The 25,184-nt window shown below is 57.2% G+C and carries 25 protein-coding genes and 1 tRNA gene; 24 read left to right on the top strand and 2 right to left on the bottom strand.

What is annotated here, in order from left to right:
* The first annotated feature begins 124 nt into the window (after positions 1–124).
* From RMS95_RS10915 to clpA, 5 genes are all read left to right on the top strand, one after another.
* Positions 125–976: a hypothetical protein gene (locus RMS95_RS10915; RefSeq protein WP_310646100.1), complete on the top strand. Its 852-nt coding sequence runs from the start codon at positions 125–127 to the stop codon at positions 974–976.
* Positions 977–987: 11 nt separating this feature from the next.
* The gene (locus RMS95_RS10910; RefSeq protein ID WP_310646099.1) at positions 988–1,623 is read left to right on the top strand and encodes a hypothetical protein; all 636 of its coding nucleotides are present in this window, start codon (positions 988–990) and stop codon (positions 1,621–1,623) included.
* Positions 1,620–3,035, top strand: a complete 1,416-nt coding sequence (locus tag RMS95_RS10905; RefSeq protein WP_310646097.1) for a tetratricopeptide repeat protein — start codon at positions 1,620–1,622, stop codon at positions 3,033–3,035. Before RMS95_RS10910 ends, RMS95_RS10905 begins: the two co-directional genes overlap by 4 nt.
* Before the next feature lie 21 nt (positions 3,036–3,056).
* Complete coding sequence (clpS, locus tag RMS95_RS10900) at positions 3,057–3,404, top strand: ATP-dependent Clp protease adapter ClpS (RefSeq protein ID WP_310646095.1); 348 nt, start codon at positions 3,057–3,059, stop codon at positions 3,402–3,404.
* An 81-nt stretch (positions 3,405–3,485) separates the two neighbouring features.
* Entirely contained in the window at positions 3,486–5,816 is a 2,331-nt protein-coding gene (gene clpA, locus RMS95_RS10895; protein WP_310646093.1) for an ATP-dependent Clp protease ATP-binding subunit ClpA, read from the top strand.
* 71 nt (positions 5,817–5,887) lie between these two features.
* On the opposite strand, the gene RMS95_RS10890 is transcribed toward clpA, so the two are convergent.
* Complete coding sequence (locus RMS95_RS10890; protein ID WP_310646091.1) at positions 5,888–7,456, bottom strand: helicase HerA-like domain-containing protein; 1,569 nt, start codon at positions 7,454–7,456, stop codon at positions 5,888–5,890.
* Between the two features lie 68 nt (positions 7,457–7,524).
* Between RMS95_RS10890 and RMS95_RS10885 the strand changes: the two genes are divergently transcribed.
* From RMS95_RS10885 to RMS95_RS10840, 10 genes are read left to right on the top strand one after another with little or no spacing between them, the layout of a single operon-like run.
* Positions 7,525–8,244 carry a YebC/PmpR family DNA-binding transcriptional regulator gene (locus tag RMS95_RS10885; RefSeq protein WP_310646089.1) on the top strand — a complete coding sequence of 240 codons (720 nt, stop codon included), beginning with the start codon at positions 7,525–7,527 and terminating at the stop codon, positions 8,242–8,244.
* On the top strand, positions 8,241–9,533 hold the full coding sequence (gene purD / locus RMS95_RS10880) for a phosphoribosylamine--glycine ligase (protein ID WP_310646087.1): 1,293 nt from the start codon (positions 8,241–8,243) through the stop codon (positions 9,531–9,533). Before RMS95_RS10885 ends, purD begins: the two co-directional genes overlap by 4 nt.
* Positions 9,534–9,546: 13 nt before the next feature.
* Positions 9,547–10,149 (top strand): 1-acyl-sn-glycerol-3-phosphate acyltransferase, encoded by a 603-nt coding sequence (locus tag RMS95_RS10875; protein WP_310646085.1) that lies wholly within the window; start codon positions 9,547–9,549, stop codon positions 10,147–10,149.
* 13 nt (positions 10,150–10,162) lie between these two features.
* On the top strand, positions 10,163–11,113 hold the full coding sequence (gene hemF, locus RMS95_RS10870; protein WP_310646083.1) for an oxygen-dependent coproporphyrinogen oxidase: 951 nt from the start codon (positions 10,163–10,165) through the stop codon (positions 11,111–11,113).
* Positions 11,106–11,744 carry a nicotinate (nicotinamide) nucleotide adenylyltransferase gene (gene nadD / locus RMS95_RS10865; RefSeq protein WP_310646081.1) on the top strand — a complete coding sequence of 213 codons (639 nt, stop codon included), beginning with the start codon at positions 11,106–11,108 and terminating at the stop codon, positions 11,742–11,744. The genes hemF and nadD overlap by 8 nt, the downstream gene beginning before the upstream one ends.
* Positions 11,741–12,496, top strand: a complete 756-nt coding sequence (gene rsfS, locus RMS95_RS10860; RefSeq protein ID WP_310646079.1) for a ribosome silencing factor — start codon at positions 11,741–11,743, stop codon at positions 12,494–12,496. The genes nadD and rsfS overlap by 4 nt, the downstream gene beginning before the upstream one ends.
* Positions 12,493–12,960, top strand: coding sequence for a 23S rRNA (pseudouridine(1915)-N(3))-methyltransferase RlmH (gene rlmH / locus RMS95_RS10855; protein WP_104800159.1), 468 nt, complete (start codon positions 12,493–12,495; stop codon positions 12,958–12,960). The genes rsfS and rlmH overlap by 4 nt, the downstream gene beginning before the upstream one ends.
* 19 nt (positions 12,961–12,979) lie before the next feature.
* On the top strand, positions 12,980–13,606 hold the full coding sequence (locus tag RMS95_RS10850) for a Maf family protein (RefSeq protein ID WP_310646076.1): 627 nt from the start codon (positions 12,980–12,982) through the stop codon (positions 13,604–13,606).
* A 24-nt stretch (positions 13,607–13,630) separates the two neighbouring features.
* Positions 13,631–15,121, top strand: a complete 1,491-nt coding sequence (gene rng / locus RMS95_RS10845) for a ribonuclease G (RefSeq protein ID WP_310646104.1) — start codon at positions 13,631–13,633, stop codon at positions 15,119–15,121.
* A 2-nt stretch (positions 15,122–15,123) separates the two neighbouring features.
* Positions 15,124–16,239, top strand: coding sequence for a glycosyltransferase family 4 protein (locus RMS95_RS10840; RefSeq protein WP_310646075.1), 1,116 nt, complete (start codon positions 15,124–15,126; stop codon positions 16,237–16,239).
* Here the strand turns inward: RMS95_RS10840 and msbA are convergent.
* The gene (gene msbA / locus RMS95_RS10835; RefSeq protein WP_310646073.1) at positions 16,232–18,004 is read right to left on the bottom strand and encodes a lipid A export permease/ATP-binding protein MsbA; all 1,773 of its coding nucleotides are present in this window, start codon (positions 18,002–18,004) and stop codon (positions 16,232–16,234) included. The two genes, RMS95_RS10840 and msbA, sit on opposite strands and share 8 nt — an antisense overlap.
* 92 nt (positions 18,005–18,096) lie before the next feature.
* On the opposite strand from msbA, the gene tolB reads away from it, so the two are divergent.
* From tolB to RMS95_RS10790, 9 genes are all read left to right on the top strand, one after another.
* The gene (gene tolB / locus RMS95_RS10830) at positions 18,097–19,380 is read left to right on the top strand and encodes a Tol-Pal system beta propeller repeat protein TolB (protein ID WP_310646071.1); all 1,284 of its coding nucleotides are present in this window, start codon (positions 18,097–18,099) and stop codon (positions 19,378–19,380) included.
* Between the two features lie 32 nt (positions 19,381–19,412).
* Positions 19,413–19,934, top strand: coding sequence for a peptidoglycan-associated lipoprotein Pal (gene pal, locus RMS95_RS10825; protein ID WP_310646069.1), 522 nt, complete (start codon positions 19,413–19,415; stop codon positions 19,932–19,934).
* Positions 19,931–20,674, top strand: a complete 744-nt coding sequence (gene ybgF / locus RMS95_RS10820; RefSeq protein ID WP_310646067.1) for a tol-pal system protein YbgF — start codon at positions 19,931–19,933, stop codon at positions 20,672–20,674. The genes pal and ybgF overlap by 4 nt, the downstream gene beginning before the upstream one ends.
* A complete protein-coding gene (locus RMS95_RS10815; protein WP_310646065.1) occupies positions 20,671–21,786 on the top strand; it encodes a YeeE/YedE family protein in 1,116 nt (371 codons plus the stop codon). The genes ybgF and RMS95_RS10815 overlap by 4 nt, the downstream gene beginning before the upstream one ends.
* Positions 21,779–22,567, top strand: coding sequence for a tRNA threonylcarbamoyladenosine dehydratase (locus RMS95_RS10810; protein ID WP_310646063.1), 789 nt, complete (start codon positions 21,779–21,781; stop codon positions 22,565–22,567). Before RMS95_RS10815 ends, RMS95_RS10810 begins: the two co-directional genes overlap by 8 nt.
* 56 nt (positions 22,568–22,623) lie before the next feature.
* A tRNA-Lys gene (locus RMS95_RS10805) sits at positions 22,624–22,699 on the top strand.
* 114 nt (positions 22,700–22,813) lie between these two features.
* The gene (locus tag RMS95_RS10800; protein ID WP_310646061.1) at positions 22,814–23,326 is read left to right on the top strand and encodes a hypothetical protein; all 513 of its coding nucleotides are present in this window, start codon (positions 22,814–22,816) and stop codon (positions 23,324–23,326) included.
* The gene (locus tag RMS95_RS10795) at positions 23,320–24,141 is read left to right on the top strand and encodes a hypothetical protein (protein WP_310646060.1); all 822 of its coding nucleotides are present in this window, start codon (positions 23,320–23,322) and stop codon (positions 24,139–24,141) included. Before RMS95_RS10800 ends, RMS95_RS10795 begins: the two co-directional genes overlap by 7 nt.
* A 59-nt stretch (positions 24,142–24,200) precedes the next feature.
* A complete protein-coding gene (locus RMS95_RS10790) occupies positions 24,201–25,166 on the top strand; it encodes a tripartite tricarboxylate transporter substrate binding protein (RefSeq protein ID WP_310646059.1) in 966 nt (321 codons plus the stop codon).
* Positions 25,167–25,184 lie beyond the last annotated feature (18 nt).

Genomic DNA, 25,184 nt, shown 5'->3' with positions numbered 1-25,184 from the left:
GGTATCGTTCTTCTCGGCTGAGGTGCTTGTACATTGGGCAATTTCGATTTGGCGGTTAAAGCGGCCATGATGCTCTCGCATCCTCAGCCACCTATAACCAGTTCATCTTTGTTGCACTTCGTCCTTGAATCCGCCAATCTATTACGAGCCGTGGCACCGCGATTTGCTCGACCCTGCATTTGTGCCGTTGGACAACGCGGGGGCGAAGTCGGAGTTGCTGGAGTTTTCTGTGTTCGAGCGTTTGCAAGCGCACGAGGCCACGCAAGATGCGCAGTTGTGGGGGGCGTTGTCCTGGCGGTTTGGCGAGAAAACGGGGATGAAGGGGGCCGAGTTGTTGGCCGCGATCGCCGACAAGCCCGGGCAGGACGTGTATTTTTGTAACCCACACATTCACAACGAGGCGATTTATCACAACATGTGGATGCAAGGCGAGACGGCGCATCCGCACTTTGTGGCGTTGACGCGGGCGGTGTTTCGTGCCGCGGGTTTGGATGAGGCCGAGATTGGGGCGTTGCACCCGTCCAGCAGCTATTCGTCGGCCAATTATTTTGTGGCGAGCCCGAAGTTTTGGGCTTTGTATGTGCCGTTTATTCGCCGTGTGTTGAAGGCGGCTGACGACAACCTATCGCCCACGTTGCGCAATGCGTTCCACTCCAGCGCGGCAGACCCTAAGGGTTTGCATGGCGGGGCCACGTATGTGCCGTTCATCGTGGAGCGTTTGTTTGGGTACTTCATGCGCACCGAAGGCAAAGCGCTGAAGGCCCACAAGGTGCCCTTGCTGGCCCGCGAAGTAGAACTGAATGTGCACCAAAAGTTGCTGCGCGACATGAAGGACGTGGCGCACAGCACCAAGTCGGCTTGGCTGGCCGCGTGTTGGGTGAATTACCGCAATTTGTATTTGAGCCAAATGAATTCCGAGGCGTGGTGCGCGCAGTATTTGCGCCTGATCACGCCGACCGATGTGCGTTTTGTCTAAGGGGGCTGACCATGATGGATTTGATTTGCATTGAGTCGTCTGAGTTGGTCAAGCACCGTTGGACGGTGGACGGCCCCGTGATGGTGATGCCTTACACCGACCCCGCTTCGGCGGTGCGTGCGGGTGAGTTCGCTTGCAAACGTGCAGGGGCGAAAGGGCTGGTGTTGGCGGTGCACGATGCCCAGCGCCAAGGTTTTGTGGCCACGGTGAATGCCGCGTGTGCGGTGACGCAAAGCCCGTGGGTGGGCTACATGGCGCAAGACGCGTTTGCAGGGCGCGACTGGATGGGGCAAGCGTTGCAAACGCTGCACCGCGAGTCGGGCGTGTTGTTGGGGTTTAACGATGGCAAGTGGCACGGCGCGTTGGCGTCGTTTGGCTTGGCCCAGCGTGAGTGGGTGACGGGGGTGAGTGGCGGCGGGGTGTTTCACACGGGCTACGCGCGTCATTACGCCGATGTGGAGCTGACTTTGCTGGCGCTGCAAGCGAGTGGCTATGTGTACAACCCAGACAGTGTGTTGATGGAAGTGGATTGGGGCAAAGAGGGCACGCCTGTGAACCGCGCAGACCGCGTGCTGTACCGCGAGCGGGTGGCGCAAGGCTTTGATGGCCGTGTGAGAGAGCCTTTGTTGTTGGGCATGTTTCAATGAACGCGCAAGAGTCGTTGGCGGTGCTGCAATCGGCACAAGAGGCCATGCATGAGGGGCGCTGGGCTGAGTCGGCGCATTTTTTTGGGTTGGCAGCGCAACGTCAAGCGGACAACGCGGGGGCTTGGCACAACTTAGGCTTGAGTTTGCTGGCGCTGGGCAACGCGCCACAGGCGCTGAAAGCGTTGCAGCGGGCGTATGGCTTGAACCCGCGTTTGTGGCAAAGCCGTTTGTTGCAAGGCCGAGCGCACAAGATGCTCGGGCAGGTGCAAGAGGCGGATGCCAGTTTTGCGGCGGTGATGCAGGCCTACCCGACCAACGGTACGGCTCGCCTTGCCCGTGCGGATTTGGCGATGAATGTGTTTGGCACGCCTTTGCAGGCGGTCGAATGGGTCAAGCCCTTGCTGGGCACACCCGAGCACGGCGACGATGCCGAGCTGACCACCTTGATGGCGAGTTTGTATGACCGCGATGAGTCGGCCCAAGAGCTGAACGACCGTGTGATGGACTTTTCTCGCCGCGTGTTGCGCTTGGCGCCGCTGCCGCGTGCGCGTGTGACGCCTCGAGCTGCCAAAACAAGGCCTCGGGTGGGTTTGATCTCGCCGTTGTTTTGCGCGTCGCCGGTTTACTTTTTGACCATTGCGGCTTGGCGCGAAGAGGCCAAAGCGCGCGATGTGGTGGTGTTTAACCGCGGCCACAAAGCCGATTGGGCCACCCAAGCGTTCAAAGACGTGGCCAGCGAGTGGCATGACGTGCAAGAGATGGACGCCACGCGACTCGCCCAAGCCCTGCAAGACGCCGATTTGGATGTGCTGTACGACTTGGGCGGCTGGATGGACCCCGTGGGCCTGAAAGCCCTGTCGATCAAGCCTGCGCGGCACATGTTCAAGTGGGTGGGCGGGCAGAGCATCACGACAGGTCTAGACAGCTTTGACGGCTGGATTGGGGACGAGGCACAGTCGCCCGCGCATTTACAAAGCTTGTACACCGAGCCTTTGCACAACATTCCGGGTGGCTACGCCATTTACACGCCGCCGGACTACATGCCAGCGCCGCAGAGCAAGCGTCGGCTTGAGCCCGTGGTGTTTGCCAACCCCGCCAAGCTGTCAAGGGCGTTCTTGCGGCATTTGCAAACCATCCAAGGCAAGAAGGTGTTGGTGCATCAGCAGTTCCAACACGCGCAAGCACGCGACCATGTGTTGTCTTATTTAGATGCGTCGGAGGTGGAGTTTGTGATGCCACGCAGCCACCACGAGGCGCTGGAGGTGGTGGGCCAACACGCCGAAATGCTCGACACCTTTCCCTACAGCAGCGGTTTGACCGCCCGCGAGGCCAAAGCCATGGGCGTGAAGGTGCGCGCCAAGGTGGGAACTTTGTTTTGTGAGCGGCATTGCGCAGACTTCGAAGGGACTTGACGGGCCCGATAGAATGAAAAAATGCCCAGCAAAAAATCAACCCCCAAAGTCCAATTGCCCGATCGTGACGATGGCAATTCGGTCGTTTTAGAGCGCCGCACCCAACGCACCAAGCCGCCTCAGATGTTTCAGGTGCTGATGCTCAACGACGATTTCACGCCGATGGAGTTTGTGGTGATGGTGCTGCAAGAGTTTTTCAGCAAAGACCGCGAAAGTGCGACCCAAATCATGTTGCAGATCCACTTGGACGGCAAAGGCGTGTGCGGCGTGTACAGCAAGGATGTCGCGGCAACCAAAGTAGAGCAAGTGCTAGATGCCGCCCGCAAGGCGGGTCACCCTTTGCAATGTGTGGCGGAACCTATCGAATAAACACGTTTATTTGCCCATTGAATAAATGGCATTCGTTTCCATATACAGTTGAATCTCAGTTGCAAGCACGAAGGAAAACACATGATCGCCCAGGAACTTGAAGTCAGCTTGCACATGGCCTTTGTCGAGGCCCGCCAGCAGCGGCACGAATTTATCACGGTAGAGCATTTGCTCTTGGCGTTGCTCGATAACCCGAGCGCTGCAGAGGTGCTGCGCGCCTGCTCTGCCAACATCGATGATTTGCGCAAGTCGCTCTCCAACTTCATCGCTGACAACACCCCTCAGGTGTCGGGCACCGAAGAGGTGGACACACAGCCGACCTTGGGTTTTCAGCGCGTGATTCAGCGCGCCATCATGCATGTGCAGTCCACCGGCAATGGTAAAAAAGAAGTGACCGGCGCGAATGTGCTGGTGGCTATCTTTGGCGAGAAAGACTCGCACGCCGTGTATTACCTCCACCAACAAGGCGTGACCCGCTTGGACGTGGTGAACTTCATTGCCCACGGCATCAAAAAGAGCGATCCACCTGAAGCCGTGAAGGGCGCAGAGCCTAGCCCTGCGGAGCAAGAAGAGGGTGGCGGATCTGAAAAGAACGAAAAAGCCTCGCCATTGGAGCAGTTCACCCAAAACCTGAACCAAATGGCCAAGGACGGCAAGATTGACCCGCTGATTGGCCGCGAGTACGAGGTGGAGCGCACGATCCAAATCTTGTGCCGTCGCCGCAAAAACAACCCGCTGTTGGTGGGTGAGGCCGGCGTGGGTAAAACGGCGATTGCCGAGGGCTTGGCTTGGCGCATCACGCAAAAAGATGTGCCCGAGATCTTGGCCGAGGCCGTGGTCTATTCGCTCGACATGGGCGCTTTGTTGGCCGGCACCAAATACCGTGGCGATTTTGAGCAACGCTTGAAAGGCGTCATCAAGTCGTTGCAAGGTAAACCCAACGCAATTTTGTTCATTGACGAAATTCACACGTTGATTGGTGCGGGCGCAGCGTCGGGCGGCACATTGGATGCGTCTAACTTGCTGAAGCCTGCGTTGTCTAGCGGTCAGCTCAAGTGCATTGGCGCCACCACCTTCACCGAATACCGTGGCATCTTTGAAAAAGACGCGGCGCTGAGCCGTCGTTTCCAAAAGGTGGATGTGGTCGAACCGACGGTTCAAGAGACCGTCGACATCCTCAAAGGCCTGAAGTCGCGCTTTGAAGAGCATCACAACGTGAAGTACGCCGTGGCGGCGCTGCAAGCTGCGGCTGAACTGAGCGCCAAGTACATCAACGACCGCCATTTGCCTGACAAGGCGATTGACGTGATCGACGAAGCGGGCGCTGCGCAGCGCATTTTGGTGCCGTCTAAGCGCAAGAAAACCATTGGCAAAACCGAGATTGAAGAGATCGTGGCCAAGATTGCCCGCATCCCGCCCGCCAACGTGTCCAACGACGACCGCAGCAAGCTGCAAACGTTGGAGCGCGATTTGAAGAGCGTGGTGTTCGGTCAAGACAAAGCGCTTGAAGTGCTGGCTTCTTCGGTGAAGATGGCCCGCTCGGGCTTGGGCAAGGGCGACAAGCCGATTGGTGCGTTCTTGTTCAGCGGCCCCACAGGCGTGGGCAAGACCGAAGCGGCCAAGCAATTGGCCTACATCATGGGCATTGACCTGATTCGCTTTGACATGTCGGAGTACATGGAGCGCCATGCCGTGAGCCGCCTGATTGGCGCGCCTCCCGGCTATGTGGGCTTTGACCAAGGTGGTTTGCTGACCGAGGCCGTGACCAAGAAGCCGCATTGCGTGCTGTTGCTCGACGAAATCGAAAAAGCGCACCCCGACATCTTCAACGTGCTCTTGCAGGTGATGGACCACGGCACGCTGACCGACAACAACGGACGCAAGGCAGATTTCCGCAACGTCATTTTGATCATGACGACCAATGCGGGCGCCGAGACCATGAACAAGGCCACCATTGGCTTCACCAACCCGCGCGCGGCGGGCGACGAAATGGGCGACATCAAACGCTTGTTCACGCCTGAGTTTCGCAACCGTTTGGATGCCATCGTGGGCTTCAAGGCCTTGGACGAAAACATCATCATGCGCGTGGTCGACAAGTTCTTGTTGCAACTCGAAGGTCAATTGGCTGAGAAGAAGGTTGAAGTCACCTTCAGCGACGCGCTGCGCAAGCACTTGGCTAAGAAGGGCTTCGATCCGCTCATGGGCGCGCGACCCATGCAACGCCTCATTCAAGACACGATCCGTCGTGCCTTGGCCGACGAGTTGCTGTTCGGCCGCTTGACCGACGGTGGTCGCCTGAGCGTGGACATTGACGACAAAGACGAAGTGCAGCTCGACATTCAACCTTTGCCAAAGAAGGAAAAAGCGTCGAAGGCAGAGCAAGCGGCGTCTGAGGAACCTGCGGCTAGTTAACCAATTAGCCTGGCGCAAAAACGCCGCCTGTGGCAACACAGGCGGCGTTTTTTTATGCGCGTTGTGTGCTCTTAGCGCTTACGCCCGCTCAAAATACTGCCCATCACCCCGCGCACAATTTCTCGGCCCACGGCGGAGCCGATGTTGCGCACGGCAGACTTCACCATCATTTGAGCCAAACCTTGGTGTTGGCCACCGCGTGGACCGGTGGAGCCAAACAGAGCGTCGCCTAAGCCAGACAGCACTTGATCGGTCATCGAAGGCGCAGGGGCTTGGCCTGCGGGCGTGTTCGCCGTAGACGCACCTTGGCTGAGCGCACCCGTACTTGCTGCATTGCCCGTTGTGCTGTTTGTGCTGTTGGCTGGCGCTGCACCTTTAAGGCGCTCGTAAGCCGATTCGCGGTCGATCACTTGCTCGTACACACCGGCCACCAGCGAGTTGGCGAGTAACGCTTGGCGCTGCTCTGGCGTGATGGGGCCGAGTTGGCTGCCGGGCAGCAGCACATAGACTTGCTCGGTTTCGCTTGGGCGACCTTTGGCGTCGAGCAGGCTGACCAAGGCTTCGCCCACGCCCAGCTCGGTGATGGCTTTTTCAATGTCGAGGCCTGCTTTGCCACGCATGGTTTGTGCGGTGGCTTTGACGGCTTTTTGGTCGCGCGGGGTGAAGGCGCGCAGGGCGTGCTGCACGCGGTTGCCCAGTTGGCCCAGCACGGTGTCGGGCACGTCGAGCGGGTTTTGGGTGACAAAGTACACGCCTACGCCTTTAGAGCGAATCAGGCGCACCAGCAACTCAATGCGCTCGATCAGCACTTTGGGCGCTTCGTTGAACAGCAAATGCGCTTCGTCAAAGAAGAAGACCATTTTGGGTTTTTCGGGATCGCCAATTTCGGGCAGTTGCTCGAACAGCTCTGACAGCATCCACAGCAAAAAGGTGCCGTACAGGCGTGGTGCGTTCATCAGTTTGTCTGCGGCCAGCAAGTTGATGACGCCCATGCCTTTGGCATCGGTTTGCATGAAGTCTTGGATGTTGAGCATGGGCTCGCCAAAAAAGGCATCGCCGCCTTGGGCTTCAATCTCTAACAAAGCGCGCTGAATGGCGCCAATGCTGGCCGCGCTGACGTTGCCGTATTGGGTGGTGAAGTCACGGGCGTGTTCGCCCACGTGCTGCAGCATGGCGCGCAGGTCTTTGAGGTCAAGCAGCAGCAAGCCTTGGTCGTCAGCGATTTTGAAGACCATGTTGAGCACGCCCGATTGCGTGTCGTTCAAGTTGAGCATGCGGCCCAAGAGCAGGGGGCCCATGTCGGAGATGGTGGCACGCACGGGGTGGCCCGATTTGCCAAATAGGTCCCACAATGTGGTGGGGCAGGCGAGTGGCGTGGGCATGGGCACGCCGCGCTCTTGCAATGACGCAGCCAATTTGGCCGGAATCGTGCCAGCTTGGCTGATGCCGCTCAAATCGCCTTTGACGTCGGCCATGAACACGGGCACGCCCATTTTGGAGAAGCCTTCTGCCAGCGTTTGCAGGGTGACGGTTTTGCCAGTTCCGGTGGCGCCAGTGATGAGTCCGTGGCGGTTGGCGAGGGCCGGGAGCATGTGGCATTCGGTAGTCTTATGCAGCGCAATCAGCATCGGTTCGGCCATCAAAAGTTCTCCATCACTTGAAAAGTAAAATAACCAGATAAGGTTAATTCAATTCAAGAGGATTTCTGATGGCTGGCCACAGTAAATGGGCAAATATTCAACATCGCAAGGGGCGGCAAGACGACAAACGCGGGCGTATCTGGACGCGTTTGATCCGCGAAATCATGGTGGCCGCCCGTCTAGGCGGTGCTGAGTTGGACATCAATCCGCGTCTGCGTTTGGCGGTTGAAAAGGCCAAAGCGGCCAACATGCCCGCCGACAACATCAAACGCAACATCGACAAAGCCACGGGCAACCTCGAAGGCGTGAGTTACGAAGAAATTCGTTACGAAGGCTACGGCATCGGCGGCGCAGCGATCATTGTCGACACCATGACCGACAACCGCGTGCGTACCGTGGCCGATGTGCGCTTTGCGTTCAGCAAGCACGGCGGCAACATGGGCACCGAAGGGTCGGTGGCGTTTCAGTTCAAGCATTGCGGCCAGATGATTTTTGCGCCGGGCAGCAACGAAGACCAAATCATGGAAATCGCGCTCGAAGCGGGTGCAGACGACGTGATCACTGATGAAGACGGCGCCATCGAGGTGCTGACGCCCCCCACCAGCTTTGAAGCGGTCAAAAACGCTTTGGAAGCTGCAGGCCTCAAGCCTGAAGTGGCCGAGGTGACTTACCGTGCAGACAACACCATCGAGCTCGAAGGTGATGACGCTGTGAAGATGCAAAAACTCCTGGATGCGCTGGAAGACCTTGACGATGTGCAAGAGGTCTATCACAACGCTGCACTATGAATGTCTTAGTTATTGGCGGCGGTGGCCGCGAACACGCGCTGGCGTGGAAAATTGCCCAATCCAACAAGGTGCAAAAAGTGTTTGTGGCCCCCGGCAACGGTGGCACAGCACGCGATAAGCGTTTGCTCAATGTGCCGATCACCGATGTCAAGGCCTTGCGCGAGTTTGCGCAAGCCGAAGGCATTGAGCTGACCGTGGTGGGCCCTGAAACGCCGTTGGCTGCCGGTGTGGTGGACGAGTTTCGCGCCCATGGCCTGCGTATTTTTGGCCCCACCAAGGCCGCTGCGCAGCTGGAAAGCTCGAAAGCGTTCAGCAAGGCGTTCATGAAGCGCCACAACATTCCAACAGCCGAATACGAGACCTTCACCGATGCGCAAGCTGCGCACGATTACGTCAACGCCAAGGGCGCACCCATCGTGGTGAAGGCCGATGGCTTGGCTGCAGGCAAGGGCGTGGTGGTGGCCATGACCGCCGCCGAAGCCCACGAAGCGATTGACTTCATGTTGCTCGATAACAAGCTGGGCGTGAGTCACAACGAAGGTGGCGCGCGCGTGGTGATTGAGGAGTTTTTGCAAGGCGAAGAGGCCAGCTTCATCGTCATGTGCGATGGCAAAACCGTGTTGCCTTTGGCGACCAGCCAAGACCACAAGCGTTTGCTCGATGCGGACGAAGGCCCCAACACCGGCGGCATGGGCGCGTATTCGCCTGCCCCCGTGGTGACGCCCGAGGTGCATGCCCGCGCGATGCGCGAAATTATCTTGCCCACCATCAAGGGCATGGAAAAAGACGGCATTCCGTTCACCGGCTTCTTGTACGCAGGTTTGATGATTGACCCACAAGGCCAAGTCAAGACCTTGGAGTTCAACTGCCGCATGGGCGACCCCGAAACGCAGCCCATCATGATGCGTTTGAAGACCGATTTGGTCGACGTGTTGTTGGCTGCAACCGCCAACAATGCTGAAGAGCGCTTTGACGACTTCGCGTTGGAGTGGGACCGTCGCACCGCCGTGGGCGTGGTGATGGCTGCACATGGCTACCCCATGAGCCCCCGCAAAGGGGATGTCATCGGTGGTTTGCCGCAAGACACTGACGACGCCGTGGTGTTCCACGCAGGCACGCAGATGGTGGATGGTTTGATCACCACGACCGGTGGCCGCGTGTTGTGCGTGACAGCCTTGGGCGGCACCATCAAACTGGCGCAGCAACTGGCTTACGAAACGGCCAAAGGCATTCACTTTGACGGTGTGCAGTACCGCACCGACATTGGCTACCGCGCCATGGCACGTTGATAGGCCTGTGGTGATGCCGATTCAGTTCAAAGGCAGCCGTTTGGCGCGGGCTTTTCTTCGTGTGATTGGCTGGCGCTATGTGTTCAACGGCTTACCAGCTGCGCAAGGCGTGATCGTGGGTTACCCGCACACGAGCAACTGGGATTTCGTGGTCATGATGCCGGTCAAGTGGGCCATTGGCTTGCAAGTCCAGTTCTTTGCCAAAGACAGTTTGTTTCGCATTCCGCTTTTTGGGCGCTGGCTGCGCTGGATTGGTGGCACACCCATTGACCGCTCATCGCCCAAAGGGGTGGTGGGTGAAATGGTAAATGTGCTGAAAGAGCACAAAAGAGACGGGCGTTATCTTTGGTTGGCGCTGTCGCCCGAGGGCACGCGCAAGCTCACACAAGGTTGGCGCAGCGGTTTTTATCAGTTGGCGCTCGGGGCGGATGTGCCCTTGTGTTTGCTGCGCATCGATTACGCCAAGAAAGAGGCGCATTTCGACCAGTACATGCACCTCACGGGGGATGTGGAAGCAGACTATGCGCGCATGGGCAAGGCCTACGAGGGCGTGCGCGGTTTTCATGCGACGCAGGCCGCGCCCATCCAGCCAGTACCCCCCCGATCCACCCCTTAAACACGCGAATTGCATGACCACTTCTGACTCCACCACCCACACCCGCGTTGTCACGGCGGCGCGCGATTACTTGATCGGTTTGCAAAGCCGCATCACGGGGGCCATTGCGGGCAAGGACGGCGGCACGTTCTTGGTTGACGCTTGGGAAAAAGGCCCGGGCGAGCAGTTGCAAGGCAATGGCATCACGCAAATCTTAGAAAACGGGGCGGTGTTTGAGCGGGCCGGTTGTGGCTTTTCGCATGTGCGCGGCCCCAAGTTACCACCTTCGGCCACGCAGCACCGTCCTGAGCTGGCGGGGGCGCCGTTTGAGGCCATGGGCGTGTCGCTGGTGTTTCACCCGCGTAACCCGTATGTGCCCACCGTGCACATGAATGTGCGCATGATTGCAGCCACGCCCGCCAATGGCCAAACTGTGGCTTGGTTTGGCGGTGGCATGGACTTGACGCCCTATTACGGATTTGCCGAAGACGCGGTGCATTTTCACCAAACCTGTCACGACGCGCTGGCGCCGTTTGGCGAAGGCCTGTACCCCCGCTTTAAAACATGGTGCGACGACTATTTCTGCAACAAGCACCGCAACGAGCAGCGTGGCATTGGCGGCATCTTCTTTGACGATTTCTCGGAGCTAGGCTTTGAACGCAGCTTTGACATGTTGCGCAGCGTCGGCGATGCGTTTGTGAATGCTTACATGCCCATCGTGGAACGACGCGAGCACACGCCATACGGTGAGCGCGAGCGTGAGCACCAGCTGTATCGCCGTGGCCGCTATGTCGAGTTCAACTTGGTGTGGGACCGTGGCACGCACTTTGGCTTGCAGTCGGGCGGACGCACCGAATCGATTTTGTTGTCCATGCCGCCGTTGGTGAGTTGGTCGTACCAGCATCAGCCCGAGCCGGGCTCGCCTGAGCACGCGCTGCTGCATGACTTCTTGGTGCCGCGCGATTGGTTGGCGTCTGATGCCTGACGTCGAGGTCCATCGCTTAGGGGTATTTGGCGGGGCGTTTGATCCGCCGCATGTGGCACATCTGGCTTTGGCGCAACATGCAATAGCGCAGTTTGCGCTGGATCGGCTGCTGATCATTCCGACCGGCGATGCGTGGCACAAAACCCGTCCACTCACCGCTGCTCCACACCGATTGGCCATGACCCGTTTGGCCTTTGCGGAGCTGCCGCAAGCGTGGGTGGACCCTCGCGAAATCGACCGTGATGGCCCCACCTACACCATCGACACCCTAGAGGCGTTGCGCCTCGAATACCCCAGCGCTAAGCTGTTTTTGTTCATCGGCGCCGATCAAGCGCGGGCCTTTCAAACTTGGCACCGATGGCAAGATATTTTGAGCATGGCCACCTTGGTGGTGGCGCAACGCCAAGTCGAGGGGGGCAATGAAAAGCACAAGGTCGACGCACAGTGGCACAATGCGGTATCCCCCGACGTACAAATCTTGGACATGCCGAGCTTGCCCATCAATGCCACCGAGATTCGGTCGCACTTGGCGCAAGGCTCGCAAACTCAAGCTGCACCTCTGCATGAGTGGTTGTCTGCCCCTGTGCAGCACTACATAGATCAACACAGACTTTACCGATTAGACCGATGACCGAAACCGCTGGCAAAAAAGATGTTCAAAAACTGCAACGCACCGTCGTGGATGCTTTGGAGGATGTGAAGGCGCAAGACTTGGCCGTGTTTGACACCGAGCAACTGTCTTCCCTGTTTGAACGTGTGATCATCGCGTCGGGTACGTCGAACCGTCAAACAAAAGCTTTGGCCGCCAGCGTGCGCGACAAGGTGCGCGAAGCTGGCTTTCCCAAGCCACGCATCGAAGGCGAAGACAACGGCGAATGGATCATTGTGGATTGCGGCGCTGTCGTGGCGCACATCATGCAGCCCACCATCCGTGGCTACTACAACCTCGAAGAAATTTGGGGCAGCAAGCCTGTGCGTTTGAAGTTCGGCGCGCCCAAGCCTGCCGCACCTGAACCCAAAGAGCCCGCCCCGAAGAAAGCAGCTGCCAAGAAAACTGCGGGTAAATCGACCAGCAAGTCGACAGACAAGGCTGCACCTAAAACCGCAAGTCGCGGTGCTGCAGCTAAAACTGCAACCAAGCCAGCCGCCAAGAGTGCCGCCCCCAAAGCGGCAGCCGCAAAAACAACAGCAGCGCGTAAACCTGCCGCAAAAACGGCTGACAAACCCGCAGCCAAGCTGCCCGTGAAAACGGTGGGCTTGAAAGGCGCCAAATCTGCGTCGAAAGCGGCAGCGCGTACGGCATCGACCTCGGCTGGTAAGCCTGCAGGCAAGCCCGCCGGCAACCGTGTGGCTGCGAAGAAGACCCCCGCCCGCAAAGCATGAAGCTGTGGGTGGTCGCCGTCGGCCAACGTGTGCCCGACTGGGCGCAGACCGCTTGGGACGATTACGCCAAGCGGTTTCCGTCTGAGCTCAAAGTTGAGCTCAAGGCCGTCAAAACAGAGCCGCGCAGCTCTAAAACACTAGAAACCATCTACGCCGCTGAGCGCGAGCGCATCGAGGCGGCCATTCCGCGTGGATGCCGCATCGTGGCCTTGGACGAGCGCGGTACCAACCTCACCACCGTTGCTTTGGCCGCGAAGCTCAAACATTGGCAGCTCGAGGCGGATGACGTGGCACTGGTGATTGGCGGGCCTGATGGTTTGGACCCCGCGTTCAAACAAGCGGCGCATGAGCGCATTCGTATTTCTGATTTGACCTTGCCACACGCCATGGTGCGCGTGTTGTTGGTGGAGCAGCTCTACCGTGCATGGTCCATCAACGCCAACCATCCTTACCACCGCGAATAATCTTCGCGCGTCGCTCTTTATGTCTGAATCTAAGTTTGTGTATCTCGCGTCGCAGAGCCCACGTCGCCGTCAATTGCTGGAGCAATTGGGGGTGCGCTACGAATTGCTGTTGGCCGACGACACCGAAGATGCAGAGGCACTAGAAGCGGTGCTGCCCAATGAAGCGCCACGTGCCTATGTACAGCGCGTGACCCTGCTCAAGTTAGAAGCTGCGTTGGCTCGCATGAAACGACGTGGGCTGCTCGCAGCGCCCGTGTTGTGCAGCGACACCACCGTGGCTTTGGGTAAAACCATTTTGGGCAAGCCGGATGACGCCAAACATGCGGCACAAATCCTCGGTACGTTGAGCGGTCAAACCCACCGTGTGCTGACCTCGGTTGCCATGGGCACGTTGTCCAAAGCAGGCAAGCCACTCAAAACTGAGCAAGCGCTCAGCGTGTCACAAGTGCGTTTTGCGCCATTGACGCGCACACAAATTCAAAACTACGTGGCCAGCGGTGAGCCCATGGGCAAAGCGGGCGCGTATGCGGTGCAGGGCAGGGCTGCGGCGTACATCGAGCACATCAGCGGCAGCTACTCTGGCATCATGGGTTTGCCGATGTTCGAGACCGCGCAGTTGTTGCGTGAGTTTGGCTTCAAGGTTTAACGGCGAATCAGCGCACACATGTCCATGCAACAAGATATTTTGATCAACTGGTCACCCCAAGAAACCCGCGTCGCGGTGGTCGAAACGGGGGCGGTGCAAGAGTTGCATGTGGAGCGCACCTTAGAGCGCGGCTTGGTGGGCAATGTCTACCTAGGCAAAGTGGCACGCGTGCTGCCAGGCATGCAATCCGCGTTCATCGACATTGGCTTGGAGCGTGCGGCGTTTTTGCACGTGGCCGATTTGATGAGCAGCGTGTCTGCTCGCCATGCCGACACCGAAAAAGGTGAGCCAGCGCCTGTGGTGCCCATCGAGAAACAGGTGTTTGAAGGCCAATCGATTTTGGTGCAAGTCATCAAAGACCCGATTGGTACCAAAGGCGCACGTTTGTCGTCACAAATCAGCATTGCAGGCCGTTTGTTGGTGTTTTTGCCGCAAGACCAACACATTGGCGTGTCGCAAAAAATCCCGCTCGAACAACGTGAAGCCTTGCGTCGTCGCCTGCAAGCACTGGCAGACGCGGGCGCGCCGAATGGGCAAACCGGCGGGTTCATCTTGCGCACCAATGGCGAAGAGGCTGACGATGCAGCCCTGGGTGAAGACATTGCCTATTTGCGTAAAACGTGGGCACGCATCAAAGATGCCGCCACACGGATGCCCCCCAAATCACTGCTGCACCAAGATCTGAGTTTGTTACAGCGTGTTCTGCGTGACTTGGTGGGGGAGGCCACGCAAACCATTCGCATCGACTCTGCCGAGCAATTTGCCAAACTGCAAGCCTTTGGCTTGGAGTTCACGCCTTCATCGGTGCAAAAGCTGCAACTCTACAAAGGCGAGCGGCCTATTTTTGACCTCTTCAATATTGACGAAGAAGTGGGCAAAGCCTTGGGTCGACGCGTCGACCTCAAATCGGGCGGCTACCTCATCGTGGACCAAACCGAGGCGCTGACGACAGTGGACGTGAACACCGGCGGCTTTGTGGGCGCACGCAATTTTGACGAAACCATTTTCAAAACCAACCTCGAAGCTGCAGGCGCGATTGCGCGCCAACTGCGCTTGCGTAACTTGGGTGGCATCGTGATTGCCGACTTCATCGACATGACCCGCGAAGACCACCGCGAGGCTGTGCTGGCGGAGTTTCGCAAGCAACTGGCACGTGACCGCGTGAAAACCATGGTCAGCGGGTTTTCGGCTTTGGGTTTGGTGGAGATGACGCGCAAGCGCACCCGCGAATCACTGGCCCACATGCTGTGCGAAGCCTGCCCCGTGTGCGAGGGCAAAGGCAGCGTCAAAACAGCCCGCACGGTGACCTATGACATCTTGCGCGAGATCTTGCGCGAGGCCCGTCAGTTCAACCCACGCGAGTTCCGTGTGATTGCTTCCCCCGTTGTGATTGACGTGCTGCTGGATGAAGAAAGCCAGCACTTGGCGGGCTTGAGCGACTTCATCGGCAAACCCATTTCGCTGCAGCCTGAGGCGGCAATGGCGCAAGAGCAATATGACATTGTGTTGATGTAACTATGAGTCAAGCGCTTTCTATCGTCGTTTTTACCCGCGACTTGGACCGATATTCGGTCAACATGTTGCAAGAGTTGCAGCGTATGGGGCACGGGGTGCATGTGGTGGTAGAGCCCCCTTCGGGTGTGCATTCGCGCGATTGGTCCCAAGATGTGGCAATCGTGGATCGCGTCAAATTAAAAGGTCGATTCGACAAGGCGGCTGCCAGCCGTTACGCCGACATTGTTGACAGATACAAAGCAGATGTTTGCTTGTGTTACACCAGCCGTGCGTTGTCTGTGGCACTGACTGCACGCAGGCATCACAAATTTAAAACGCCCATTGTGGGTACCCGTGGTGCCATTGGCGGGGTGAGTGCGTTTTATCTGCAAGACTGGTTCACCTACTTATCGCCCGCATTGGATGCTGTTTCTTGCATGTCGCAAGCGATTGCCGACAAGCTGACGCATGAAGCACGCCGGTTTTACCCCAAGCATCCGGGCTTGTTTGAGGTGATTTATCCTGGGTACGGCCAATTGATGGACACCCATGAGGCGCCAACGCCGCGTGGTCGTGCGGTGGATCAACCCGTGAGATTACTTTGCGTGGCCAATGATCGTCCGATCAAAGGTTTGGTTGTGTTGTTGGACGCTTTAGAGAGCCACACACCTTCCTTGAACTGGCAACTCGACATCGTGGGTCAATGTGGCGACCAAATTCGCCAAAAAATCGCACGCTCATCCAAGTTGTCTCAGCAGGTGGTGGCGCATGGGTTTCGCACGGATGTCCCTGACTTTTTCCGAGCTGCACACATCTACATTCAGCCGACGTTGTGGCCCGGCGAGGGCATTGGTAACTCGATGGCGGAGGCCATGTCTTTCGGACTTCCCGTGATTACCAGCAATGTCGGTGGCGGCATTGAGTTGACGGTGCATGACCAAACAGGGGTGCATTTTGAAGTCGGCAATGCCGCATCGTTAGGTGCTGCCGTTGAGCGCTTGATCCATGCGCCAGAGCTCTGCGACCGCATGGGCCTGTCTGCTGCGGCTTCACTCAACACACGTTTTGGACTCACGCATGAAGCGAATGCGTTTTTGACGCTGTTTAGGCGTCTGATCGCCAAGACGTTGCTTAACTGAGCTCTAAATTTGGGCCTGATGTGTGAAGCTGGGCGTACACGCCATTCGACGCCAGCAACGCCTCATGCGTGCCCGTTTCCACCACCTCACCCGCTTGCATCACCACGATCACGTCTGCGTGCTCAATGGTGGACAAACGGTGTGCGATGACCAGCGAGGTGCGGCCTTGCATGAGGGTTTTGAGTGCGTTTTTGACGGCTTGCTCAGATGCGGTGTCGAGCGCGGAGGTGGCTTCGTCCAAAATCAAAATCGGCGCGTCTTTGTACAGGGCTCGGGCAATGGCCAAACGTTGACGCTGTCCACCAGAGAGCTGTGTGGCGTTATGGCCCACTTGCGTATTTTCTTGTTCGGGCAGTGCACGTACCACGTCAGCCAAATTGGCGGCTTCTAGGGCGCGCCACAGGCGTTTGGGGTCGAGAGTTTCTCCCAACGCTATGTTTTGTGCCACGGTGTCGTTGAACATCACCACGTCTTGGCTGACGTAGGCCACTTGGCTGCGCAAGCTGGCGAGGGACCAGTTTTTCACGTTCACACCGTCCAAGCTGATGTGGCCGCTGGTGGGCTCTAAAAAACGTGGCACCAAGTTGGCCAAGCTGGTTTTGCCCGAGCCCGAAGGCCCGACCAAGGCCACGGTTTGGCCAGGCTGAACGGTCAAACTCACGCGGTTCAACGCGGGTTGCATGGCGCTGGGGTACTGCAAGGTGACGTTGTCAAACTTGATTTCACCGCGCACTTGTGTGCTGGTGTGTGTGCCTTGGGTTTCGTCGGCCACTTGCGTCAAGAGGTTGAGGCCGCGTTCTAACGACGTGATGCCACGCGTCAAGCTGGCCACGACCTCGGACAAATGTTTGATGGGCGAAATCAGCATCAGCATGGCGGTGATGAACGCGGCAAAGCTACCCACCGTCACCGCGGGTTGGTCGGCGTTGTGCGTGCCTTGCCAAATGGCCATCGTGATGACGGCAGACAAGGCCAAGGCCGCCAGCATTTGGATCAACGGGGTCATGACAGAGTTGGCCACGACCGACTTGACCGCCAGTTGGCTGAGCTTGTGGTTGGCTTGCCCAAATTTATCGGTTTGACTGTCTTGCGCGTTGTGCAGGCGCACCATGCGGTAGGCCAGTACGTTTTCTTCCACGACGTAGGCGAGGGCGTCGGTGGCGTCTTGACCCGCACGCATCACACGGTCGAGCCGGCGTGAAATGGTTTTGACCACCCACGCGATGGGCGGAAAAATGGCAAACACAATGAGGGTCAGGTGCCAGTTGATATAAAACAAGTAACCCAGCAGGGCGACCAACGTGACCGCATCTTTGGCCAAGGCCAACACGGTTGTGACCAATTGCGATGCCCCCGCATTGACCTCGTAGACGATGGAGTTGGTGAGACCACTGGCGTGTTTGTCTTGAAACAGCTGAGGGTCTGCACGCAACAACTTTTCAAACAGGCGCTGGCGGATGGTTTCGAGCGAGGCATTGGTCATGCGGGCCAAGCAATAGCTGGCCACAAAACCTGCGAAACCACGCACGCCAAACAGCAGCAGCAACACAACGGGGATTTTCCAAAGATCCAAAGCGCCTTGTTGGAAGCCTTTGTCCAACAAGGGTTTCATCAAGGCTGGAATGGCCGGTTCTGTGGCTGAACCAATCAAAATGCCAACAATTGCCAAAACCAAAGTGCCAGGGTGGCCAGCAAACCAAGGCGCTACACGACGCAGTCTTTGCCACAAAGAGTCAGACGTGGCGGTGGTTTCGGGGTGGATCATGGATGATTTGTAATTCAGCGTGGACTCAAGCATTATCGCCACTCGCTCACGCACTAAAATCTTGCGCTAACTTACAGATTGCTGAAAATCTCATGACCCTGAATTGCTTGCGAACCGCTCTTAGCTTTTTGACAGCCTGCGTTTTAGCCGTGCCCGCGTGGGCGCAGTTCCGCGTCGAAGTGTCGGGCGTGGGCATGACGCAAGTGCCCATTGCCTTTGCGCCTCTGCGCGGTGAAGAAGCATCGCCGCAAAAGATCGCGGCGATCGTGCAAGCCGATTTGGAGCGAAGCGGGCAGTTCCGTGGTTTGAGTGCTGACCATGCGTCAGACGAAACCGAACGCCCAGACTTGAGCAGCGTGCGTCAAAAGGGTGCAGATGCCTTGTTGTCTGGCAGCGTGAGTCGCATGAACGATGGTCGCTTTGATGTGCGCATTCGCTTGTGGGACGCTGTGCGTAACCAAGACTTAGGCGCCATGAGTTATGCCGTTCCTCCGGCTGATTTGCGTTTGGCCGCACACCGCATTGCAGACTTTGTGTACGAAAAACTCACGGGTGACCGCGGTGTGTTTTCTACCCGCATTGCCTATGTGACCAAAGCTGGCGGCCGTTACAACTTGTGGGTTGCCGATGCAGATGGCGAAAATGCGCAATCGGCCTTGGCCAGTCCCGAACCCATCATTTCGCCTAGCTGGTCGCCCCAAGGCGGGCAATTGGCCTATGTGTCGTTTGAATCACGCAAGCCCGTGGTGTATGTGCACGATGTGTCAAGTGGCAAGCGCCATGTGGTGGCCAATTTCCGTGGTTCTAACAGCGCACCCACTTGGTCACCCGATGGCCGCACGATGGCTGTGACGCTGAGCCGCGATGGGGGCTCACAACTCTTTTTGATCGATGCCAAAGGCGGTGAGCCTCGCCGTTTGACGCAATCAGCAGGCATCGACACCGAGCCCGTGTTCTCGCCCGATGGCTCCGCCATTTACTTTGTGAGTGACCGTGGCGGCGCCCCCCAGATTTACCGCATGCCTGCCCAAGGTGGCCCAGCTAACCGCGTGACGTTCAACGGCACGTACAACATTTCACCAGCGGTCAGTCCCGATGGGCGTTGGTTGGCTTATGTTTCTCGCATTGGCGGCGCGTTCAAGTTGCATGTGATGGACATCGCCAGCGGCAACGTGAGCGCCATCACCGACACCTCGGCTGACGAGCGCCCCAGCTTCGCGCCCAACAGCCGATTGATCACGTATGCCACACATCAAGATGGCCGTGAAGCCTTGATGACCACCACACTCGACGGCCGTATCAAAGCACGTTTGTCGGGCAAAGGTGGCGATTTGCGTGAGCCGCATTGGGGCCCATTTATCAAAGCCCAACCTTAATTTCTTCCTTTCCTTTTTGAGTTCACACGTTCATGAAAAAATTCCTGTTGCTTCTTTCTTTCATCGCCGTTTTGTCGGGTTGCGCATCGGGCGTCAAGCTCGATGAGGTGCCTGTCGACGAGCGCTCTGGCTCTGCCTCCAATTTGCCAGGCTCGGGTGCCGCAGGTTCTAACCTCGATGGCCGTGGCTTGAATGGTTTGAATGGCATGCGCCCTGGTCCTGCAGGCGTGGACAACGTGATCTTGTTTGATTACGACAGCTACACCGTGCGCGCCGAATACCAATCCACATTGGCTGCACACGCCCGCTATTTGCGTGCAGACAAAACCCTGCGCGCCAACATCGAAGGCCATACCGACGAGCGCGGTGGCCGTGAGTACAACTTGGCGCTGGGCCAAAAGCGCTCAGAGTCTGTGCGTCGTGCCTTGAGCGTGTTGGGCGTGCCTGATAGCCAACTCGAAGCGGTGAGTTACGGCAAAGAAAAGCCAGCCCTGCAAGGCAGCGACGAAGCCGCTTTTGCCAAAAACCGTCGTGCTGAGATCACCTACCGATGAAAACGCCTGTTGCTTTGACTTTGCGTGTGGCTGCCGTGGCTGTGGGCTTGTGGCTCACACCCGTGGCGCATGCCGCGTTGTTCGCTGACGATGAAGCACGTCGCGCCATCATTGATTTGCGCGAGCGCGTGGAGCGTCAAGGCGAAGAAATCAAACAATTCCAACGCAGCTTGCTGGACCAGCAAGAGCAATTTGAGTCGCTTCGCAAAGAAGCGGCGCAACTGCGTGGCGAAAAAGAAGAACTGACACAAGAGCTGCGCAAGCAGCAAAACTTGGCCAAAGACTTGGCGCAAGGTGTGGACGAGCGTTTGCGCAAGTTTGAACCTGTCAAAGTCAAGGTGGATGGTGTGGAGTTTTTGGCAGAGCCTGCCGAGGTGCGTGCCTATGACGACGCTGTGGCGGTGTTTCGCAAAGGCGACTTCACCGCGGCCAGTGCCAGTTTGGGCGACTTCATCCGTCGTTACCCCAAAAGCGGTTACGCCAGCACAGCTTTGTTTTGGTTAGGCAACGCGCAATACGCCAACCGCGACTACAAGGAAGCGATCCGCAACTTCTCCGTGCTTTTGGTCGGCTCACCCAACCACGTGCGCGCCCCCGAAGCCATGCTGTCGGTGGCAAATTGCCAGTTGGAATTGAAAGACATCAAGGCAGCGCGCAAGACATTCGAAGAAGTCATCAAGACCTATCCACAATCCGAGGCCGCCAGCGCTGCCCGCGAACGCCTGAGCAAACTCAAATGAACGATATTCAGACACTCACCCAACAGGTCCTTGCGGCCTTTTTTTTGATGTCATTTGTGTTGGGCGTGATCAGCCAACGCACGCACTTTTGCACCATGGGTGCGGTGTCTGATGTGGTGAATATGGGCGACTGGACGCGTGCGCGCCAATGGATGGCAGCATTGGGCGTGGTCATGATCGGTTTTGCCGCCTTGTCCGGCTCAGGTCAAATCGACCCCACCAAAACTTTGTATGCCGGATCGCGCTTCATTTGGTTGTCGACGTTGGTGGGTGGCTTCATGTTCGGTTATGGCATGGTCATTTCATCAGGTTGTGGCAACAAAACCTTGGTGCGTATCGGGGGCGGCAACCTGAAGTCGGTGGTGGTGTTTGTGGTGATGGGCGTGAGTGCCTTTGCCACGCTCAAAGGCATTACTGCGGTGGTGCGTGTGAACACCGTCGATGCGGTGGCGTTAGACATGCCTAGCGGTGCGCATCTGGGGACGCTGCTGGGCGCTGTGTTGGGCGTCAGCCCTGATGCCGCTGCCGTGTATGCCGGTTTTGTCTTAGGGGCGGTGTTTTTGGCACTGGCTTTGCGTCATAAAGATTTCTGGCGCACAGACAATTTGCTCGCCAGTTTCGGTGTGGGCGCCATTGTGGTGGCCTTGTGGTGGATCAGCGGACATTTTGGTTTTGTTGCAGAGCATCCCGAAACCTTAGAGCCCGTATATGTGGCAACCAATTCGGGGCGCATTGAGGCCCTGACGTTTGTCGCGCCTGTGGCCCACACCTTGGATTGGTTGATGTTTTTCAGCGACAAATCGAAGGTGCTGACTGCGGGTGTTGTGTCGGTGGTGGGCATCATTTGTGGCGCCGCAGCCTCGGCCTTGTTGAGCAAGACTTTTCGCTGGGAAGGCTTTGCCAATCAGCGTGACTTGGCAAACCACTTGATGGGCAGCGTGCTCATGGGCGTGGGGGGCGTGACGGCCATGGGTTGTACGTTTGGCCAAGGCTTGAGTGGCATGTCCACCCTTAGCCTGAACGCATTTGTGGCGGTCGCGGCTATTTTGGTCGGTGCTGTCGTGGCGTTGCGCCAGCAAGCTGCGCGCATGGAAGCCAGCTACTGTGGTTGACCCAGATCTACAGCAGCGCCGCTTTGGTGGTTTAGATCGACTCTATGGCGTCACAGGTGCGCAACGCATTCGCGATGCCCATGTGGTGGTGGTCGGCATTGGTGGCGTTGGTTCTTGGACGGCTGAAGCATTGGCCCGAAGCGGCGTAGGGCGCTTGACGCTGATCGACTTGGACCATGTGGCGGAGTCCAACATCAATCGACAAATTCATGCGCTCGACACCACGGTTGGCATGGCCAAAGTGCAGGCGATGCGTGAGCGCATCACCCACATCAACCCCGATTGCCAACTGACATGCATCGACGATTTTGTTGAGCCTGGGAATTGGCCGAGTCTTTTGGGTCCCGCCATTGACACGGTCGATGCGGTGATTGATGCCTGCGATCAGGTCAAAGCCAAAACGGCCATGGCAGCTTGGGCCATGAAACACAAACGCTTGTTCATCAGTGTGGGCGCGGCCGGTGGTAAGCGTCATGCCCACAAAGTGGACATCGACGATTTGTCACTGACCACACACGATCCGCTGTTGGCGCAACTGCGTTATCGCTTGCGTAAGGAACACGGCGCGGCACGCGAGGGTAAAAAAATAGGGGTGGCATGCGTCTTCAGCCGTGAAGCCGTTGCCCCCCCCGATGCCAGCTGCGCCCTTGAAGGCGATGGCACACTGAACTGTCATGGCTATGGTTCGGTGGTCAGCGTGACCGCGACGTTTGGCCAGTGCGCGGCGGGTTGGATAATTGATGAAATTTCTTCTCGCCCATTGGCAAAACAGCAAAAATAGCGTTATACTTTAGGTCTTCGCAGGGTACACAGTAAATACTGTATGCAAGGCGTGATGGGACCATAGCTCAGTTGGTAGAGCAGCGGACTTTTAATCCGTTTGTCGTGGGTTCGACCCCCGCTGGTCCCACCAAGTATTTAAGGGTTAGCAAAGAAATTTGCTAACCCTTTTTGCTTTTTGCAGCCTGATCATTGCACGGAGCAGGCATCATATCGGCATCAGATATTCCTGCATCTGCGTGCACACATGACAGAACTTTTATTTGTCTTCTATTTTTTGGTGTTGCTGGCCACCTTGCTGCTGAAGAGTCCCATTATCAAAGGGCCTTGGCTGTTTTTATTGCGGGCGTTTTTCCCTAATTGGAAGTTTTTTCATGCCGTGGGACATGTGCCGCACCTGTACGCACGTTCTGCGGTGTCGTCACCCTCTGGCGAATTACAGTGGTCGGATTGGCTGCTGATTTACCCACGCCGCATCAGGCGCTTGCACCATCTGGTGCACAACCCCGATACCAATTTAGGACTGGCGCAACAAAATTTGGTGGATCATTTTTGGGCCGATTTGTATGACTTGCCGGAGGGCGCAGACCCCCGCGATTTGGTGACATTTGCCATGGTGTCCCGCTTGGTCGAACAAGTGCTGCGTGCGCCTGACCCCAACTTCACCCACAGCCAGTTTGAACTGCGCATGGTGCTCGATCAGCGCTCAGGAACTGTAGACACGCAAGTGATGATGACGTCGCCGGTGGTCGCATGCTGATCGCTATTCGCGCCACTGAAATTTTGTTTGCTTGGAGTTTGTTGATTCAAACACTGGAATATTTGCGGATGGGCAAGGCGACGCGCAACGAGGGCTTGTGGTCTTGGTCATTGCAACGTGCCGATATTCCTAATGCGCCTGCGCGTGCGGTGCTCGATGTGTTGTTCAAGCCGCGTGTGCACCAATTTCATTTGCTGCTGCGTTTGCTGGGCGCTGTGGTGTTGGCTCTACAAGGGGCATCGTTGCCGCTGATTGGGTTCTTGTTTTTAGGCAACTTGCTGATCCTCATTCGTTGGCGCGGTGCGTTCAATGGCGGCAGCGACTTCATGACCTTGGTGGTGTTGACGGGGTTGCTGATCTCGCAAGTGCTGGGCGCATTGGGCCTGGTGCCATTGGGATGGTTTGCAGGTTTTTGGTACATCGCCATTCAGTCCATTACGTCGTATTTCATGTCGGGCTCGGTGAAAGTGTTACGGCCTGAGTGGCGCAATGGTTCTGCCATGAGCATCTTTTTAAACGGGGCAATTTATGGGCCGCTGCCCGCCACGCATGTGCTTCGCAACAAATGGCTGGCCATGCTGGGTTCTTGGGCCTTCATGGTTTGGGAAATTTTGTTTCCCTTGAGCCTGATCGACCCACACTTAGCCGTCGTGTTTTGTAGCGTGGCTGCACTCTTTCACTTTTTGGTGTTTTGGTTCTTCGGCTTGAACCGATTTTTCTGGGCATGGCTGTGCTCGTTTCCCGCCATCATTTGGTGCAGCGCGCAATTCAGTGGGCAAATCCACGGGTTTACACACTTGTTGATGGCTCTCTAATCTCGTCGAATCAACTGCGCTTGCCATCAAGACGCATGAACAGCAGAAAAAAGACATTTATGAAAAAACTCATCCTCAGTCTCTTCGTGAGTTGTTGTCTCGCTCCAGTTTTGGCGCAAACACCAGACTGGCCTCACAAACCCATTCGATTGATCGTGCCGTTTCCGGCCGGTGGCCCCACCGATCTTGTCGGACGAGAAGCCGCGAATATCCTGCGAGAAGAATTCAAACAACCTGTCATTGTTGAAAACAGGCCTGGTGGCAATGGCGCCTTGGGTCATGGTGTTTTGGCCAAAGCACCGGCAGATGGCTACACAATTGGCTTGCTGGTCATCACTGTGGCCATTGCACCGCACTTGGGTAACGCGCCTTTTGACACGTTCAAAGACTTTGCGCCGATCAGCAACATGGTCTCCATGACCCCCATCGTGGTTGCCAACAACAACGCGCCCTTCAACACGCTCGCCGAGCTCACCCACTACGCCAAAGCCAACCCCGAAAAGTTGGCATATGGCACACCGGGCGTGGCCACCGTTCCGCATCTAGCCGCCGAGCTGTTTCAGATGCAGTCGGGCACCAAACTCAACCATGTGCCTTACAAAGGCGCGACGCAGCAAATTCAAGATCTGATTGGCGGCTCAACATTGCTAGACTTTCAAAGCTCATTGGTTGTGGCGATGCCGCAAATCAAAGCAGACCGCATCAAAGCGCTCGCGGTGTTGTCTGACAAACGCTCGCCACAATTGCCCAACGTCCCGACAGCGAAAGAGTCGGGCTATCCGGGGTTGGTGGTGTCGCCATGGTTTGGTTTGGGTGCCCCGGCGGGCACACCCGCTGACATTGTTCAGAAAATACAAGTCGCCATCGCCAAGGGGCTGAACACCAAAGAGGTGCAAGACCGCTTTGCGGCGATCGGGGCGTCGGTGCACCCCAACAAATCGCCAGCCGATTTTTCGGATTACATCAAGACCGAGTACGAGCGATGGGGCAAGGTCATCAAGGCCGCCAACGTGAAAGCAGAATGAAGTTTGTCAGGCCCGTGG

Origin of the sequence: Limnohabitans sp. (assembly GCF_031539175.1) — a bacterium.
Lineage (GTDB): Bacteria > Pseudomonadota > Gammaproteobacteria > Burkholderiales > Burkholderiaceae_C > Limnohabitans.
Note: the sequence above shows the minus strand (reverse complement) of the source record. Positions and strands in the feature narration are given on the sequence as shown.